This is a genomic window from Acinetobacter sp. ABJ-A23_2 (assembly GCF_044538765.1).
GTDB lineage: Bacteria > Pseudomonadota > Gammaproteobacteria > Pseudomonadales > Moraxellaceae > Acinetobacter > Acinetobacter nosocomialis_A.
Window position 1 is genome coordinate 1 of the sequence record NZ_JBIUCP010000062.1, and the last position, 18,059, is coordinate 18,059.

At 39.8% G+C, this 18,059-nt stretch carries 17 protein-coding genes, 1 pseudogene and 1 riboswitch; of the genes and pseudogenes, 12 read left to right on the top strand and 6 right to left on the bottom strand.

Translation table 11 applies throughout. From position 1 onward, the window contains the following. Together ACH63V_RS16495 and ACH63V_RS16500 are read left to right on the top strand one after the other, a co-directional pair. Nucleotides 1-1,031 (top strand): AAA family ATPase (locus ACH63V_RS16495; protein WP_396464100.1); only part of this gene is annotated, 1,031 nt, incomplete at its 5' end. 856 nt (nucleotides 1,032-1,887) lie between these two features. Then, nucleotides 1,888-2,442, top strand: coding sequence for a TetR/AcrR family transcriptional regulator (locus ACH63V_RS16500; RefSeq protein ID WP_396464101.1), 555 nt, complete (start codon nucleotides 1,888-1,890; stop codon nucleotides 2,440-2,442). 54 nt (nucleotides 2,443-2,496) lie between these two features. Here ACH63V_RS16500 and ACH63V_RS16505 read toward each other — a convergent pair whose 3' ends face one another. Then, nucleotides 2,497-2,928, bottom strand: coding sequence for an SRPBCC family protein (locus ACH63V_RS16505; protein ID WP_000921226.1), 432 nt, complete (start codon nucleotides 2,926-2,928; stop codon nucleotides 2,497-2,499). A gap of 252 nt (nucleotides 2,929-3,180) precedes the next feature. Here ACH63V_RS16505 and ACH63V_RS16510 point away from each other — a divergent pair, with 252 nt between their 5' ends. The 4 genes from ACH63V_RS16510 (at nucleotide 3,181) to uca (ending at nucleotide 9,675) form a co-directional block, all read left to right on the top strand. Next, a complete protein-coding gene (locus ACH63V_RS16510) occupies nucleotides 3,181-4,344 on the top strand; it encodes a zinc-dependent alcohol dehydrogenase (RefSeq protein WP_396464102.1) in 1,164 nt (387 codons plus the stop codon). A gap of 189 nt (nucleotides 4,345-4,533) precedes the next feature. Next, a riboswitch (guanidine-I (ykkC/yxkD leader) is annotated at nucleotides 4,534-4,629 on the top strand. A gap of 28 nt (nucleotides 4,630-4,657) precedes the next feature. Beyond that, entirely contained in the window at nucleotides 4,658-5,398 is a 741-nt protein-coding gene (locus tag ACH63V_RS16515; RefSeq protein ID WP_396464103.1) for an urea amidolyase associated protein UAAP1, read from the top strand. Nucleotides 5,399-5,413: 15 nt separating this feature from the next. Further along, nucleotides 5,414-6,067 (top strand): urea amidolyase associated protein UAAP2, encoded by a 654-nt coding sequence (locus ACH63V_RS16520; RefSeq protein WP_000217380.1) that lies wholly within the window; start codon nucleotides 5,414-5,416, stop codon nucleotides 6,065-6,067. Nucleotides 6,068-6,069: 2 nt separating this feature from the next. Continuing rightward, complete coding sequence (uca, locus tag ACH63V_RS16525) at nucleotides 6,070-9,675, top strand: urea carboxylase (RefSeq protein ID WP_396464104.1); 3,606 nt, start codon at nucleotides 6,070-6,072, stop codon at nucleotides 9,673-9,675. Between the two features lie 36 nt (nucleotides 9,676-9,711). Here uca and ACH63V_RS16530 read toward each other — a convergent pair whose 3' ends face one another. Further along, nucleotides 9,712-10,248, bottom strand: coding sequence for an NAD(P)H-dependent oxidoreductase (locus tag ACH63V_RS16530; RefSeq protein WP_396464105.1), 537 nt, complete (start codon nucleotides 10,246-10,248; stop codon nucleotides 9,712-9,714). Between the two features lie 92 nt (nucleotides 10,249-10,340). Here ACH63V_RS16530 and ACH63V_RS16535 point away from each other — a divergent pair, with 92 nt between their 5' ends. From ACH63V_RS16535 to ACH63V_RS16560, 6 genes are all read left to right on the top strand, one after another. Next, nucleotides 10,341-10,694, top strand: a complete 354-nt coding sequence (locus tag ACH63V_RS16535) for a helix-turn-helix domain-containing protein (protein WP_042077166.1) — start codon at nucleotides 10,341-10,343, stop codon at nucleotides 10,692-10,694. Between the two features lie 85 nt (nucleotides 10,695-10,779). Beyond that, entirely contained in the window at nucleotides 10,780-11,319 is a 540-nt protein-coding gene (locus ACH63V_RS16540) for a hypothetical protein (RefSeq protein ID WP_039248210.1), read from the top strand. A 171-nt stretch (nucleotides 11,320-11,490) separates the two neighbouring features. Continuing rightward, nucleotides 11,491-11,616, top strand: coding sequence for a hypothetical protein (locus ACH63V_RS16545; RefSeq protein WP_001000625.1), 126 nt, complete (start codon nucleotides 11,491-11,493; stop codon nucleotides 11,614-11,616). Between the two features lie 4 nt (nucleotides 11,617-11,620). Further along, entirely contained in the window at nucleotides 11,621-12,055 is a 435-nt protein-coding gene (locus ACH63V_RS16550; protein ID WP_001118705.1) for a CopG family ribbon-helix-helix protein, read from the top strand. 12 nt (nucleotides 12,056-12,067) lie between these two features. Continuing rightward, nucleotides 12,068-13,879: an allophanate hydrolase gene (atzF, locus tag ACH63V_RS16555; protein ID WP_396464106.1), complete on the top strand. Its 1,812-nt coding sequence runs from the start codon at nucleotides 12,068-12,070 to the stop codon at nucleotides 13,877-13,879. Next, on the top strand, nucleotides 13,876-14,898 hold the full coding sequence (locus ACH63V_RS16560) for an ABC transporter substrate-binding protein (protein WP_396464107.1): 1,023 nt from the start codon (nucleotides 13,876-13,878) through the stop codon (nucleotides 14,896-14,898). The genes atzF and ACH63V_RS16560 overlap by 4 nt, the downstream gene beginning before the upstream one ends. 52 nt (nucleotides 14,899-14,950) lie before the next feature. On the opposite strand, the gene ACH63V_RS16565 is transcribed toward ACH63V_RS16560, so the two are convergent. From ACH63V_RS16565 to ACH63V_RS16580, 4 genes and pseudogenes are all read right to left on the bottom strand, one after another. Further along, nucleotides 14,951-15,832, bottom strand: a complete 882-nt coding sequence (locus ACH63V_RS16565; protein ID WP_396464108.1) for an ABC transporter ATP-binding protein — start codon at nucleotides 15,830-15,832, stop codon at nucleotides 14,951-14,953. Then, nucleotides 15,832-16,776 (bottom strand): ABC transporter permease, encoded by a 945-nt coding sequence (locus tag ACH63V_RS16570; protein WP_396464110.1) that lies wholly within the window; start codon nucleotides 16,774-16,776, stop codon nucleotides 15,832-15,834. The genes ACH63V_RS16565 and ACH63V_RS16570 overlap by 1 nt, the downstream gene beginning before the upstream one ends. Nucleotides 16,777-16,871: 95 nt before the next feature. Beyond that, on the bottom strand, nucleotides 16,872-17,273 hold the full coding sequence (locus tag ACH63V_RS16575; protein ID WP_396464111.1) for a hypothetical protein: 402 nt from the start codon (nucleotides 17,271-17,273) through the stop codon (nucleotides 16,872-16,874). Next, nucleotides 17,266-17,442 (bottom strand): annotated as a pseudogene (locus tag ACH63V_RS16580) (MFS transporter); the annotation flags it as partial. The gene ACH63V_RS16575 and the pseudogene ACH63V_RS16580, both read right to left, overlap by 8 nt. Between the last annotated feature and the right edge of the window lie 617 nt (nucleotides 17,443-18,059).

Consider the following 18,059-nt stretch of genomic DNA (forward strand, 5'->3'; position numbering starts at 1 on the left):
GTAGTGACGTAGTTAAAACTGTTCGAGGACAACTATCTGAGCCATTGCAAAAATATAATGAATATTTGGAGAACTTAAAAAAATGGGATAATAAGAAATTGGAATTAAAGGGAGACAATTCGTCCCAAGACTCTTTACTTGGAATTCAATATCAACTAGAACTAATAGAAAAATTGCCTCAGCGGTTAATTCAAAAAAGGCTTGAGAGAAAAGATATTTCAATCAAAATATTTGAAGTTTTGGAAAGTAAAAAGCTTATACGGGAATCTCTCTATGGACCAGTGCAACAGGCTATCGAGAAAAATAAGTTTATTAATGAGAAAAATAAATTTGAGTTTGTATCAAAGCTAAACTTCTCAACTGAACATTTTCAGGATGAATTAACAAACTTAATCATGCAACGTAGGTTAGAGTTTACACCCGATAATATTAAAAAAACTTTAGAGGAATTATCTAAGCATGATGATCTTGAGACGAAGGAAGGATGTATTAATTTTATTGAAAAACTTATTGGAAAGTTAGAAGAAGTAAATGGTGCTACTGGTATAGGGGATATGGTGAGAAAAAATACAACACCTAAAGATGTTTATGATTTTGTCTATAGTTTAGATTTCATAAAATCTAAGTACTCTTTACGCTTTCAGAATGCCGAGGTAGAAAAATTATCTCCTGGTCAACGTGGGGCATTATTACTGATATTCTACTTATTAGTAGATCAAGATAAGACGCCAATTATCCTAGACCAACCAGAAGAAAATTTGGATAATGATACTGTTGTAAATTCTTTGGTCCCAATTTTGAATGAGGCTAAAAAAACCAGACAAATAATAATGGTTACTCACAATCCGAATCTTGCAATTGTTTGTGATGCTGAACAAATTATTTACACAGATTTTTATAGAGAAGATAATTTTTCGATTAATTATACCTCTGGTTCGATAGAGAGTTATGATTTAAATCAACATGCTGTGAATATATTGGAAGGAACATTGGAAGCATTCAATAATAGACGAAGTAAATATTTCGCCTAATTGTATGCATGATACTTTAACTAGTAAAAATTCCCTTAATCTATAATAGTTATCTGTTAAAAAGCCTCTTCAAAGGGGCTTTTAATTCTTTCTTTTGCTCTGTCACTTTCATTTGATAGTAATTGATTAGTTTTCTTTACACATAACAGATTTTTACATCCGTACTAGTTCTTCTTTATTTGCTTTTGTCCAAGTCTTTCTATTTATACGCTTAAAGACTTTATAAACTGGTTTAATAAATTAATTCTAAATATAAAAACTAAATTATTTGCCCTTTCTTTTTAATGATCTACTTTAATACGATTGTCATTTCACATGCTTGACGCCAACAAAAGCGAATATTATCCTTTGCGGGCTGGCCTACATTGCCAGTTGGTTTTAGCAGACCGTTTTCATCTAGATCATCAAAAAAGTAATTTTTTGGTGGTGAACTCGTTCGTCTCCCTTCGTAGCGGTAGGACGGAGGAGGGACGCCTTCGGGCGTGCCAGTTCCTAGATGACTGGTCTGCTAACCCTTCTTCGTTCTGCCACCATAATCATTTAGCAGTGATCTGGTAGAACTTCTATTTCATCTAGGAGTCCGCTATGCGTACTAATTCTTCTCATTTATTGGCCTTTGCCAAAATCTCTCTATTTATACCGTTTAAACAGTCTATAAATCGGTTTAATCGACTCTAGGTTTTCTACACCTTACGAATCGTTACGACTCAAAAATCATAGCAACAATAACCCCGAGATAGGCGAGCACACCTTTATTGTGCCGCTTTTGCATGCCCGTTTTAAGCACTCAATTTAAGAGTGACGGCATTTCTATCTCTTTTACATACAACAAAAAATTATTTTAAACGGTACAAATATGTCACCTTTAGTACTTTCTACACGTGCTTTAAAAGTTGTGAATAAAGCAATTGATTTATTTCACCATCACGGATTCCATTTAGTAGGCGTCGATAGAATTATCAAAGAGTCTGAAATTACAAAAATGACGTTTTATCATTACTTTCAGTCCAAAGCGCGGTTTATTGAAATCTGCCTACTTGTGCAAAAACAACGGCTACAAGACAAAGTCGTCGCAACGGTGGAATATGACCAAGACTCAAATGTGAGAGACAAACTCAAAACACTATATGACTTACATACAGACTTAGAAGGAATGTATTACCTGTTATTTAAAGCCATTTTTGAAACTAAAAATACCTACTCCAACGCCTACCAAATTGCGATTAGATATAGAACTTGGCTGACCAATGAAATCTATAGCCAGCTTAGAACGTTAAAAGCAGATTCTTCATTTCACGATGCCAAATTACTTCTGCATATAATTGAAGGAACCATTATTCAAAGGCTCAGCGATAACCATATAGATGAGCGGGATAAGCAATTCGCATATTTTATAGCGATGTTTTCGTAGAAATATTTAAAAAAAATAAAAGCCCATAATAGGGCTTTTACTTAATAGGGCGGGTTAAAACTTAAGTTTTTTAAGACCACGGCTCACGCCATTTTGTAGAGCGGCTTTAATAATTGGGCCAATAAAAGGAACACGACCTTTAAAGCTAATGGTGTAATTCAAACGAGTTCGGTTATTTCCCAAGTCAGTAAATTGCATTACACCGCGATGCGCTTTAATTGGACTAATACCGCTTGTGATCGCGTACTCGATCAGTTCATTTTCTTTATAGACTAAATTTGTTTCAACAAATGAAGGTGTAAACGGAATAGACATCTTGCGGGCTGAGCCAACACCATTACGTGCATCCTTTCCATTACTAATACGAGTAACTTTAGCAGGAGCAAAAAGTTTGCTTAGGTTTTCGTGTTCACTCAAGGCTGCAAAGACCTTGTCTACGGGTGCATCAAATTCTTGTACGATGTTGATTTTTTGAGTTTTTAACATCTTGTTCCCTCTAAAGTAAATTTGACATGAGTAATTGTCAGAATTTGGATATTAGCACGCTTTTCACTAGGGTGGAATTCTAGTTCATCGGCGTGATTTCATCTCTATATTGCATGTTTCATAGGCAAAGCGAAGCCTTCATTTATTTTCATTTGAGCAATATGCCTTACGTGAAGAGTAAGAATCGTTGCAAACGGTAAAGAAAGCCTCCTCATAATCAAATGACATGAAAGGAAATAGAGGAATAACAAAATGCGTGCTCTTACTTACCACGGTGCCGAAGACGTTCGAGTTGAAACAGTAGCAGACCCTATTATTCAAGAACCCGATGACATTATTTTACGCGTAACCGCCACAGCGATATGTGGTTCTGACTTGCATTTATATCGAGGCAAAATCCCTAAAACCGAGCAGGGCGATATCTTTGGGCATGAGTTTATGGGCGTAGTTGAAGAAGTCGGCCCAGCCGTTACCCATGTGAAAAAGGGCGACCGTGTAATCGTCCCTTTTGTGATCGCCTGTGGTGAATGTTTCTTTTGCCGACTTGACCTAACTGCTGCCTGTGAAACCACCAATACAGGGCGTGGCGCGATTATCAATAAAAAGCAGATTCCACCGGGTGCAGCTTTATTTGGCTATAGCCACTTATATGGCGGTGTACCGGGCGGCCAAGCTGAATATGTCCGTGTGCCAAAAGCCAACAAAGGACCTTTTAAAGTACCCGGCTCATTGTCAGATGAAAAAGTACTTTTCTTGACCGATATTTTACCCACTGCTTGGCAAGCCGTGACCAATGCCCAAGTGACTCGTGGCTCAACCGTTGCAATTTATGGTGCAGGACCAGTCGGACTATTAAGTGCCGCTTGTGCCAAGATGCTTGGCGCAGAAAAGATATTTATGGTCGATCACAATGAATATCGATTGAACTATGCGGCGGCAACATACGGTGCCATTCCAGTTAATTTTGATGAAGTCGATGCGGCCGAATTTATTATTCAAAATACTGACAATTACCGCGGGGTCGATGCGGTGATTGATGCCATTGGTTTTGAAGCAAAAGGCAGTGTCATTGAAACAGTGCTCACCAATTTAAAGCTTGAAGGTTCAAGTGGCGCAGCGCTTCGTCAATGTATAGCCGCGGTTCGCCGTGGTGGTGTGGTGAGTGTACCAGGTGTATATGCAGGCCCGATTCATGGCTTTTTATTTGGCGATGCATTTGATAAAGGACTGACTTTTAAAATGGGCCAAACCCATGTGCATCAATATTTACCGCTTTTATTAGAATTTATTGAGCGTGGTGATTTGTCACCTGAAACTATTATTACCCACCGAATGAAATTAGAAGATGCCGCAGAGGGTTATCGCATTTTTAATGAAAGAGAACAGGAATGCCGTAAGGTAATTCTACTTCCTTAAAAATCTTAGCCTTATAATTTCACTCTAAAGCCTCTTCGTGAAAGGGGCTTTTTTATTTTGAAATGCACAATTTTGAGTGCAGCTTTTTATTTTTGAACTTAAACCGCACCTAAACGGCCCAAGATTAGTATTACTTTTAACCAAAACCGTAATACTAAGCTGGCATGTCCTTTGCATAGTCATAACTAATTAAAAGTGATCTAGGGTTCCGATACTTACAGTATGACTGGACCGAGAGTTCACGGTTCCTAGCGAACTACACGGAGGGATAAAAGCCCGGGAGGAAGTCTAAAACTATCCGACAGGAGTAGCTATGAACACTGCAAGTTATCATAACAATCAGGCGATTTGGACCGAACTTTTACCCGGAGGACATCACTGGTCGGGTCGTATTCAAAAGGGAACTATTCTTAGATTTACATCACTAGGCGCTCAGGCAAACGTTTCTTTGTTTTGTGTAAATGCTGCCGATGTACTTGAACGATTCAATATGCCCGACAGTTTAAAAGGGCAACATACCGCCTATTTAAAAGCTTCCAACGTATTGTATTCAGACCTTGGCCGTGTCATGGCTTCCATTGTTCATGATGATCATGGCTGGAATGATGCACTTTGTGGCCCAAGTCGACCTGAGCAAATTGAAAAGCAATTTGGGATACGCACATTTCAAGATGCCCGCAATGATATGTACCAAAATGGCTTAGACAGCTTACTCATTGAAATGTGTAAATACGGGCTTGCCAGTCAAGACCTGAGTGCCACAGTTAATCTATTTTCTAAAGTTGTGCCAGACGAAAACGGCGCTTTGTCTTATGTCAGTTCTGACAATACCGATCAAAGCATTGAACTGCGTTTTGAAATGGATTGCTTGCTATTTTTATCTGCTGCGCCGCACGGTTTAGACACCAGCTCAAGCTATCAACCTGCCGATATTCAACTTAGTTTATTTAAAGCCAATTCTCTAACAGACAGCGATATTTGTCGTGATGCATGTTCGCAAAATCAGCGCGCGTTTCAAAACACAGCCCGCTACTACGCGCTTAGCAATATTTAAATCAGGAGAAGCATCATGACAGTTTTACAATCATTTGAAAAAGCAGTTTTAAATGAAGTTTGTCCTGCGGGTGAAGCGTGGATGTGTGAGGTTAAAAAGGGTCAATATTTTCGAATTATTGATCTGGAGGGAAACCAAGCGGTCGATACTTTGTTTATGAGCGCCGAAAACCCAACTGAACGTTATAGCGCAATGGATACTTTGGCTATTAACCAACAGATTTATTTAGAAAAGGGCACCAAGCTCTATAGTAACTTTGGCCGTCCAATTGCCGTTATTCATGATGATAACTGCGGGCGCCATGACACCATCGGCGGTGCTTGCTCATGTGAAAGTAATACGGTTCGCTATGCACATGAAACCTACCCAATGCATAGTTGCCGTAACAACTTTATGTATGCCTTGGCAAAACACCCGATTGCAAAAAAGCATGGTTTAAATGTCCGTCACATCGGCCCAAACATTAACTTCTTTATGAATGTGCCTGTTACGCCAGACGGCCAGCTTAAATTTGATGATGGAATTTCAGGGCCGGGGAAATACGTCGAAGTTCGGGCGGAAATGGATTTGATTGTTTTAATTTCAAATTGTCCGCAGCTCAATAATCCATGTAATGCCTATAACCCAACCAAAATTCAACTGGTTGTCCGTGAAGCGGAAGGGGTGTAAGCATGTTTAAAAAAGTTCTGATTGCCAACCGCGGTGCAATTGCCTGTCGTGTAATTCGTACCCTTAAAAAACTCGGGATCGCTTCGGTTGCAGTTTACTCCGAAGCCGACCGTGACTCGTTACATGTGACTTTGGCCGATGAAGCTTTCTTGATTGGTCCTGCACCTGCTCATCAAAGCTATTTAAATATTGAAAAAATCCTTGAAGTGGCAAAACAGTCGGGAGCAGAAGCCATCCATCCCGGTTATGGTTTTTTGTCTGAAAATGCTGAGTTTTGTGATTTGTGCGAAAGCCAAGGCATTGCGTTTATTGGGCCAACTTCAAGCCAAATGCTCGATTTTGGTTTAAAACATACTGCACGTGAACTCGCTATTAAAAGCAATGTACCTTTACTTCCGGGTAGTTCTCTACTTGCCGATGAGGCCGAGGCCTTGTTTGAGGCAGCCCGTATTGGTTATCCAGTCATGCTGAAAAGTACCGCGGGTGGCGGTGGTATTGGCATGCGTCTGGTCTGGAACGAAACTGAATTAAAAGATGCCTATCAAACCGTGTCTTATTTGGCGCAGGTCAATTTTAAAGATGCGGGTTTGTATTTAGAGAAATTTGTACAACATGCACGCCACATCGAAGTACAAATTTTTGGTGATGGGCAAGGACAAGTTTTAGCGTTGGGTGAGCGTGATTGTTCGGTACAACGCCGTAATCAGAAAGTCATTGAAGAAACACCCGCACCACACCTAAATGAACAGCAACGTGAGTATTTGCAAAAAGTTGCGATTCAACTGATGCAGTCGGTGAACTACCGCTCGGCAGGCACAGTTGAGTTTGTCATGGACACCGAAACCCAAGAATTTTATTTCTTAGAGGTTAACACGCGCTTGCAAGTCGAGCACGGTGTGACCGAACAGGTCTTTGGTGTCGACTTGGTCGAGTGGATGGTTACCTTGGCAAGCGGTGACTGGTCAGCACCGACTGAAAAGTTAGAGCCAACAGGACATTCCATTCAGGTACGTCTTTATGCCGAAGACCCAATTAAACAGTTCCAACCAAGTGCGGGCTTACTTACCCATGTTAAATTTGACCCGCAAGCACGAGTCGAAACATGGGTAGAAACAGGGTCAACGGTGTCGTCTTTTTATGACCCAATGATTGCCAAAATCATTGTGACTGCTGCAACACGGGACCAAGCCATACAGGCAATGAGTGCTAGTCTTGCCAACACGCAAGTCGCAGGCATTGAAACCAATCTGGATTACTTACAAAACATTATTGCTTGTGATGTGTTTGCTTTAGGTACTCAAACCACCCGTTTTTTAAATACGTTTGAATGGAAAACTCAAAAAATTGAGGTGTTGCAGGCTGGTATTCAAACCGCCATTCAAGATGTAACAGGTCGATTAGGTTATTGGGATGTTGGGGTGCCGCCATCAGGTGCTATCGACCCACTAAGTTTAACGGTGGCAAACCAGCTTCTAGCCAATGAACCAAATACTGCAGGGCTTGAATGCACCTTGCAAGGGCCGACCTTAAAGTTTCACTGCGACAGCCAAATTGTCATTACCGGCGGTGATATGCCTTCAAAACTTGATGGTGAACTTGTGCCGATGTGGCAAACCATCAATGTAAAAAAAGGCCAAGTTTTAAAATGCGGACTTATCCGTTCAGGTTGCCGTAGCTATATTGGTGTGAAAGGTGGTTTCGATGTTCCTGACTATTTAGGGTCACAGGCAACTTTCACTTTAGGGCAGTTTGGTGGGCATGCAGGCCGTAATTTATTAATTGGCGATATGCTGCCGATTACTGAATATTCCGCTCAATCGACCACAGCTTTAGCTCAAGCACAAATTCCAAGCTTTACCCAAAACTGGGAAATTGCAGTCATGTATGGGCCACATGGCGCGCCAGATTTTTTCACCAAACAAGATATTGATATCTTCTTTGCTAATGAGTTTGAAATTCACTATAACTCAAGCCGTACAGGCATTCGTTTAATTGGGCCAAAACCTGAGTGGGCACGTGAAGACGGTGGTGAGGCAGGCTTACATCCTTCCAATATTCACGACAATGCTTATGCCATTGGTGCAATTGATTTTACGGGCGATATGCCAATTATTTTGGGGCCGGATGGTCCAAGCTTAGGTGGCTTTGTTTGCCCTGCGGTAGTGATTCATTCTGAGCTTTGGAAAATCGGGCAGCTGAAAGCCGGCGATAAGGTCAAATTTGTGCCTGTGAGTTACGCGCAAGCAAAAGCACTCGACCAAAAATATCATCAAAGCTTAACCACGGCTGATACGACTCAGATCGATTTCAACCCAATCATTCAAGCAGAGCCCGACACTTTACAAGATGCTGTTTTGGCCACTTTAGACGGTAAAGCTGACTTACCAAGCGTGACCTATCGACCAGCAGGAAATAGCTATTTACTGGTGGAATATGGTGAGTTAGTACTCGACCTAAATTTACGCTTCCGTATTCATGCGCTTATGCAATGGGTCAAAGATCAAAACATTCAGGGCATTATCGACTTAACACCGGGTATTCGTTCACTACAAATTCATTTTGATTCAATCCAGCTCGATCAACTGGAGCTTTTAGAGAAACTTCAACAAGCGGAAGCCGAGTTACCTAATATTCAAAATATGCAGGTGCCTTCACGGACGGTCTATTTGCCTTTGGCTTGGGAAGATTCACAAACTCAACTTGCCACCGAACGCTATACACAAATTGTTCGTCCAGATGCGCCGTGGTGCCCAGATAACGTCGAGTTTATTCGCCGTATTAATGGCTTAGCTTCTAAGCAAGCAGTTAAAGATGTGGTCTATAGTGCGAACTATTTAGTAATGGGGTTAGGCGATGTGTATTTAGGAGCACCTGTGGCGACGCCGCTCGATCCACGCCAACGTTTAGTCACCACAAAATATAACCCTGCGCGAACTTGGACACCTGAAAATGCGGTCGGCATTGGCGGTGCTTATATGTGTGTATACGGCATGGAAGGGCCGGGTGGTTACCAGTTTGTTGGTCGTACCACTCAAATGTGGAGTCGTTACCGTAAAAATGCCGACTTCGAAGAAGGTAAACCGTGGTTATTACGCTTTTTTGACCAAGTGAAGTTTTATGAAGTTTCTGAGGCTGAACTTCTGCAAATGCGTGAAGACTTTAAAGCGGGCCGACTAAAACTTCATATTGAAGATGGTGTGCTCAACCTAAAAGAATACAACGCGTTTTTAAAAACACATCAAGACAGCATTCAAGCCTTTAAAGACATGCAACAAGCTAACTTTGAGGCTGAACGTCGCCGTTGGCACGAAGCGGGCTTACAAGAATATATCTCTGAAAGCCTAGATGCTGTTGATGAAGGTGAAACCGTGGTTATTCCTGAAGGAGGCTGTGCAGTCGAATCACACATGCCGGGGTCAATCTGGAAAATCGAATGCGCATCGGGAGATATTGTTGAAGAAGGTGCAACACTTGCGGTGATTGAGGCAATGAAAATTGAGATTCCAATTATTGCGCCTGAACGCATGAAGGTAGAAACCATTATCATTGAAAAAGGGCAAACCGTAAAAACAGGACAAGTGCTATTTACCTTGGCACCAGTCGCTTAAACCAAAAGAGAGCATCAATATCGATGCTCTTTTTTCTTATGCTTCGGTCAAATGCTTTAATACTTTATGACCATGCTCAACCGCTTTTAACTTAATTTCAGACTCTGAATGACCTGATAACGGAGAAACTTCGTAAAGCAAGAATGTGCTACTTAACTGCATTTGCGTATATTGAATTGAATATTGAACCGCTTTTAAAAAGCTATCAATTAAGTTTTCTCGGTCGTTCACCATATCGGCTTCTTTTTGCCCGACTGTCATACTAATAATGACTTTTTTATCTTTTAATTTGTCGCCTTCAGAGCCATAAGCAAACTGATACGTAAAGACTTCATCAAACCATAACTTTAAAATTGCCGGCATATTAAACCAGAACATCGGATATTGCAGAATGATAGTGTCATGGCGTAACAACGCTTCTTGTTCAGCACTCACGTCAAATTTATAGTCTGGATAAAGCTGGAAAATATCTCGTACTTCAAGGTCTGGATAGGTTTTTATAAGTTCATTCACAATCGTTTTATTTGCAATTGATTGAGCGTAGTAGGGATGGGCCAAAATAAGTAAAGCCATAATAATGCCTTGTAGCTATAAAAATTATAGTCACTATAATTTTTATAGTATGGGTGTACAATAACTATCAAAGTTGATAGGTGGCGTTAAAAATGGCAAATACTGAAAATAAATGTGAAATCAGCATGAATGGAAAAACTTATCCATGTCATATCAGTATGGCTATGGATTTGGTGGGTGGAAAATGGAAAGGCGTTATTTTGTATTATCTAAAAGATGGGCCAAAACGTTTTAATGAAATCAATCAATTAATGCCAACCATTACAGAAATGACCTTAAGCCTTCAACTCAAGCAATTAGAGCAAAGTGGCTTAATATCTCGAACCGTTTATGGGGAAAAAGCACCGATTAAAGTAGTCTATGAAATGACCGAATTAGGCCAGTCTTTTAAGCCTGTTTTAGAGTCTTTATCGGTATGGGCGCATACGATGATTAATCAGTCATAAGATTAAAAACATTAAATTATTGAATGATTAGACTATTTTAGTGATATTTAATATTATTCTTCATGAATAAAAAAAGGAAATTATTATGAAGAGAATATTATTACTATCATTTATTTTTTTTCATTTACTTACTCCGGCTTACGCTCAAGAAGTAAAATATAAAAATATTGTAGTTAATCTAAAAGACCGCTGGGATATTAGTAAAGGTCAAAATGGAGAATTTGTTGCAATAAAACAGGAGAGTAAACAGGCAATTATAATTTCAATATATTATCCCAAAGGTATAGAAGATGGTATGCAATATCTGGTTGCTTCTCTACAAATTCCTAAACAAGCACTAGTAAAAATGAAAGGGGTAACATTGGTTAATGAGGATATTAATATTCCATTGATTAGTGGTATGAATTATCAAGCTAATGTTTTTACAACTAACTTTGATAAACGTTTTCTTATCAGTGCTTCATCAGGTACTAATGCTGGAGTTGTCTTTGTGACATATGAGGGAGAAGGTAACGATATAAATAAAGCAATTAATGATTTTAAAATTCTAATAAATAATATAAAGATAGAGGCCCCTAAAGATGGATTTCTTTTTAATCAGAATGATTTATTGAAACATAACTAAGAATTAAAAGAGATAGCCCCATCCCTGTGCATGGGGCTTTTTTCTGCCCAAAAATCACTCATAAATTCCTACCAAGCCCATCAAAACGACGCTTAAAAACTGGCACATTTTCTGCATCTCATACTAGTAATACAAAAACTGAATTTGGTAATACCAAACTAGAGGTGCGATATGAACGATGTAAAACCTGTGGTTCAACCAAAGCCAACTTTAAAAGCCTTTTTAGTCGAATTGCTCAGCGTACGTGCAGGCGTATATATCAAGCAAAACAATCAGCCGCCTAAAACAAAAGGATAAGACTGTGGCAAAACAAAAGTTGGCTCGAATCAGTATTACCGTACCTGAAACGACCCTCAATGCTCTCGATCAAAAAATTGTCGAGCAGAACTATGAAAGCCGCTCGCAAGCGATTGTCGACATGATTAATAAACACCTGATTGCAGAGCAGGCGCAGGCTAATGAAGTCATGGTGGGCACATTAACGCTACTTTATGACGCAAGCCAAATGACCTTGCGTAATCAATTGGTCGATTTACAACAACAGTTTTTAGCGCAGGTGATTAGTTCACTTCATATTCAACTCGACCAACAAAAGATATTGCAAGTCATGTTAATGCAGGGCGCGAGTTCTGAGCTCAGACAAATTAGCCAGCAATTTATTGTGCTTAAAGGGGTGATTAAAGGGCATTTAGAACTGATGGATGCCGTCATGCCGCCTATACAGCAAAATGACTAAATGAGGAGTAGCGTGTTGAAAAATTTATGGACCATTCAAGAATGGAAAACAGCATATCAATACGGGCAAATCCATCTTGAAGATTTGATTGGCTATGTTGCAGAAATTAAAAATGATGACCATGCATGGATTGAAATTGCATCGAACGAGCAGATTCAGGCACAAATTAATGTTTTAAAAGACCAGAATGTTGCTGACTTACCTCTATACGGTGTGCCATTTGCAGTTAAAGACAATATTGATGTTGTTGGTTTCCACACCACTGCAGCCTGTAAAGAAGTTGAATATTTAGCGACACAAGATGCTGCCGTAGTAGCTACGCTAAAAAAAGCAGGGGCGATTGTGATTGGTAAAACTAACCTCGATCAGTTTGCAACGGGGCTGGTTGGCGTTCGCTCTCCATACGGTGCAGTAAAAAATAGTTTTAACCCTGAATATATTAGTGGTGGTTCAAGTTCTGGTTCGTCAGTGGTGGTTGCAAACGGGATTGTACCTTTTAGTTTGGGGACAGACACGGCAGGATCAGGACGTGTACCTGCGGGCCATAACAATATTGTGGGCCTTAAGCCGACAAAGGGCTGGTTTTCTACCACAGGGTTAATTCCTGCATGTCGAACCATTGATGTCATTTCTATTTTTGCGCTGCATATTGATGATGCGTGGACTGTTGCCAATTTAATGCAGGGCTACGATGAAACAGATGAATATTCACGAGTACATCCAGCCAATGTACCAACTCAATTTTCTAAACAAAAAATTGCCATTCCTGCACAGCTTGAGTTTTATGGCGATCTTGAATCTGAAAAAGCCTTTTTAGTTGCAATTGAGCGCGTTAAAAAACTGGGCTATGAAGTTGAGAGTATTGATTTCAGCGCGTTTAATGAGCTTGCTGTCGCACTGTATAACGATGCTTGGGTGGCAGAAAGAACAGTCGCCGTTGAACGCATGACAACACGTGAAAAGGCTCATCCAGTCATTGCTCAAATTATTGCGCAAGCAGATAAACTCAAGGCAACAGATGCACTTCAAGCTGAATATAACCGCTCCGTTCTGGCTCGAAAAATTAATTTGGCATTACAACCTTTTGATGCATTGATGGTTCCTACAGCGCCAACCATTTATACCATTGCAGAAGTTGAAGCCGATCCTTTAACTAAAAATGCACACATGGGGGCCTATACTAACTTTGTCAATTTTGCAGATCTTTCTGCTTTGGCCTTACCTAATGTACTTCGTGAGGATGGCTTACCAAGCGGGGTAACATTTATTGCACCTGCGTGGCACGATCAGGCGCTCGCTAATTTTGCGCAGCTCTGGCAAACCGAAACATCGCTGAGTTTGGCTAAATCAACTCAACATTATCAAAAAAGTATAAACATCCAGTCGAATCATTCAGTACAGCTTGCTGTAGTGGGAGCGCACTTAACAGGCATGCCGCTTAATTTTCAGCTCACTAGTCGCAATGCCACTTTGCTTAAGAAAACTCAGACTGCAGAAACTTATAAACTTTTTGCCTTAAAAAATACCACACCACCAAAACCTGGCCTGCAATGTGATGCAGCAGGTACTTCAATTGAAGTTGAAGTGTGGGATGTTCCCTTAGCAAATTTTGGAGCCATTGTGGCTGAAGTACCTGCACCACTTGGTATTGGGAACCTGAAACTAAAAGATGGAACATGGGTCAAAGGCTTTATTTGCGAAGCGTATGCCATTCAAGATGCAACCGATATTAGCCATTTTGGAGGCTGGCGAGCCTATATACAGTCACTCAATCAAACCGCTCAAAGTGTTGTTAGTAAAAAAGTTGGGGAAGTTTCTATATGATTAAAAAAGCGTTGTTATCCGTACCTATTTTATCGGCAGTTGTATTGGGTGGGTGTGACAATACCGCTAAAGTGCCCGAGGCCAAACAAGATGCTCAGGCATCCACAAATACAAAACCAATTACCATTGGCTATAGTGATTGGCCGGGCTGGGTGGCTTGGCAAGTGGCTATTGAAAAAGGTTGGTTAAAAGAAGCAGGGTTAAATGTAGAGTTTAAATGGTTTGATTATTCGGCTTCGCTTTCAGCCTTTTCCGCAAATCAGCTCGACGCTGTGTTGGTCACCAATGGCGATAACTTGGTAACCGCTTCGGGTGGTACGCAAGGCATGATGATCATGGCAACAGATTATTCTGCGGGCAATGATGTCATTATTGCAAAAGAGGGCATTAACACCATTCAAGACTTAAAAGGAAAATCGATCGGCGTCGAAAAAGGTTTGGTTGATCATCTTTTACTAGCGACAGCTTTAATCGACCATAACATTAAAGCTGATGACGTGAAGTTGGTAAATTCAGCGACGAACCAATTACCTCAAGTATTTAATAGCCCAGATATTTCCGCGATTGCTGTTTGGCAACCTGTTGCAGGTCAGGCATTAAAAGCAGTGGCAGGCTCTAAAATTATTTATACTTCGAAAGACAAGCCGGGTTTAATTTACGACACATTAACAGTCAACATGGGCCATTTAACAGCTCATCAAGAGGAATGGAAAAAAGTCATTCAGGTGTGGGATAAAACAGTTAAATATATTAATGACCCTGCAACTCATGCCGATGCGGTTAAAATTATGGCAAATCGTTCAGGGGTTGACCCAAAACAATATGAGTTGATGGTTAGCGGTACGCATTTATTAGATATCAATGCCAATAAAAAAGTATTTACTAAATCTCAAGGCTTTGACTCGATTTATGGCTCTAGCTATCACGTCAATAAATTTAACGTCGAAAACGGTATTTATAAAACTGAACAAAATGTAGATGGGCTGATTTATCCAACACTCATCGAACAACTTAAATAAACCCCATAAATAAAAAAAGCCCAAGATGAACTTGGGCTTTTTTATGTCTGACTTATTTTTCTGTACTGACCTGAGTCATACGCGGTATTTTTGGTAAATCTTGTAAAGCTGGATCAAGCTCATCTTCTTCGGCGTGTACCAGATAATCTACCCGTGAACGAAGCTGTTTAAACTCAGGGGTGCCCATTAAGTCGAGTGAGCGTGGACGCGGCAAATTAACCTCAATAATTTCTTTAATTTCACCTGGGTTGGCTTTGAGTGCCACAATTCGGTCTGCCAGTAAAATGGCTTCATCCATGTCATGGGTCACAAAAATAATGGTGATATCAATGTTTTGCCATAAATCCATCAAGTGCTTTTGCATTTTTTGACGAGTGTGCGGGTCGAGTGCACCAAAAGGTTCATCCATGAGTAAAATTTTAGGTTGATTAACCAAAGCTCTAGCAATTGCAACGCGCTGTTTCATACCACCAGAAAGTTGGTGTGGATACTGATTTTCATATTTTTCTAAACCAATAATATTAATCCATTCACGTGCTTGAGCTTCGGCTGTCATTTGACTAGCGCCGCGCATTTGCGGACCAAACATCACGTTTTCTTTTACAGTTTTCCACGGAAAAAGGGTATAGCCCTGAAACACCATGCCGCGTTCAGGACATGGGCCCGTAATGCATTCGCCGTCTACCAAAACTTCTCCACTATGGTACGGGTCTAAACCCGCAATAACACGGCTTAGAGTCGATTTGCCGCAGCCAGAAGGACCAATCACACAAATAAATTCTCTTTTGTGAATTTTTAAATCGAGCTTATTTAAAACAGTGCGTTCGCTGTGACCATGCTTAAACACTTGGCTCAGTTGTTTAGCTTCCAAAATCACCGGACGTTCATAAATTTTTTGAAAGTATTCATGCGCGTTAAATGTTGAATCGTTCATTATTTTGCTCCTACTTTCCAAGTAAACATCCGCTCACCTAACTTCATTAATAGCCAATCACAGACCAGACCAATCACCCCAATAATCAAAATAGCCGCATAGACATTGTCAAAGTTTTGATAGCGAGCCTGTTGGGTAATAAACCACGTAATACCCGAGGTCGTACCAATCAACTCTGAAACAATTAAGTAGGTCCAAGCCCAGCCGAGTAACACACGTAAATCACGGTAAATATCAGGTAAAGCTGCAGGAATCACCACATGAAATAAACTTTTGAGCTTATTGGTGCCAAGCGTATAGCCAGCTTCAATTAAGCTTCGATCTACCATTCGGGTGGTATTGGCAATAATTAGAATTTGCTGAAAAAGTGTACCAATCACAATAATGGCAATTTTAGGTGCGTCATTAATCCCTAAAATTGCTACTGCAAGTGCGCCAAAGGCGGGAGCTGGTAAGTAACGGAAAAACTCGACAAAAGGTTCTGTTAACAGTGATATTCGCTTAGAAAAACCGCACAAAATACCCAGTGGAATCCCAATCAGTGAAGAGATAAAAAAGGCTGAAAAAACCAGTTTAATGCTGTGCCATAAACTTTGATGAAACCACGGCGAATCAGGTTGTTCTGGTGGCGTGGTAAAGGCGGTGACCAAAGCCTTAGCGACCTCATGGGGAGCAGGTAAATAAATCGGATTGACCAAAATACCTTGTGGTGGTGCAGAATTTCGATTGACTGCATTTTGTGCTTCGAGATAGAACACATTTTTATCAACGCGACTGCCTACTTGTAAGTAAGGAACACTGCCTGAACTTGTGATTTGTACTTGAGGATGCCAAACAAAAGGTAAGTAACTGATTGCGCACCAAAGACATATTGGAATCACGAAAGAACAAATACTGAGAATCAGCCTGTTCTTTCGCGTAAATTCCTTTGCAACATAACCCATATCGAGAGCTCCCCATTTTGATCAGTATTACGATTTTTATAAAACGTAATATTGTTAAGCAAAATAGGTGCCATCTTTAAAATGCTCTAGATGAGTTAAGAAGATGAGGGAATTAAAGTTTCATGCAAATAAACCCAATAACACTTTTCACCTTCTACTTTGATGCAGGCTGTGGATGTACGTACTGTCTCGGTTGCATCAGTTTGTTGATGTTCCTGATATTGCACCCAACAATAATTTTCAAATTCGTATAAAGCTGTACTCTTAATAATATCGATTTTTAAAGAGGGTTGGTTTCCAATATTTTGACTAAATAAGCTTTTAACTTCGGTGAAACCAATGCTGTGACCCTGAACCGTAACCATCTTAAAATTCTGATCAAAGCTATCTAAAAGAGGCTTAAGACTTTGCTGTGCATTTTTGCCTGTAAATACATTTTCTATTAAAACATGTAGGTCAATGACACTTTGAATGGCCTGATCCATTTGGTTAGACATGGGTTTTCTCCTTTAAAACGGGAATGAGTGAAAGTAAGCAGATTAAAGCTGCAATTAAAAAAGTATGTTGATAGCGAAGCAGATCGCTTAAGTCAGACATCAAGTTATATATCGAAATGAGAACAACAGTACCGACACTAAATGAAACTTGTCGATTAATATTCCAGAGCGCAACACATTTGTTGTATAGACCAAGAAAAATAAGTCGATTTTTTAATATTAAATCCAAGATTAATGTGCAAATTAAAATATGAAAGGTATTAGCGTAAATAAAATCGTAGCAATGTTGCTCATTAGCTCAAAAGTATTGTGATTAAATAATATTAAGTATATCTATGCCTACACAAATGGACAGTACACTTAGAATACTGGTGGCAGTATTAATGTCAGTAAATAAAAAGAGTAAGGCATGTGAGCCAGAAGGCTAGGAATCATAATTTTTGAGAAAATAAAACATAGATCGAAAAAAATTCTCTTAGCTTGAGCCATTACATCCATCAAAATAATAATTTGTAATTTTTATAAAAAAACCATGTTACAAACAAAAAACTATAGAAAAATATGATCGCGTACGGAGAGTATGTTTTTTAGTGCTAGGGAAATATTAAATTAATTTTAAAAAAATATGGCAGGTAGACAGATTAGTCTTGACAAATTTATTGGCTTTATGTAGAGGGTGAATTTTTTGTTAACTCAGCTTGAGTTGTTACTAACCAAATAGAATTAACTTTAATGTCATCTAAGATTAATTATTCTTAAGAAATTGTTTCATAAGTTATAAAAAGC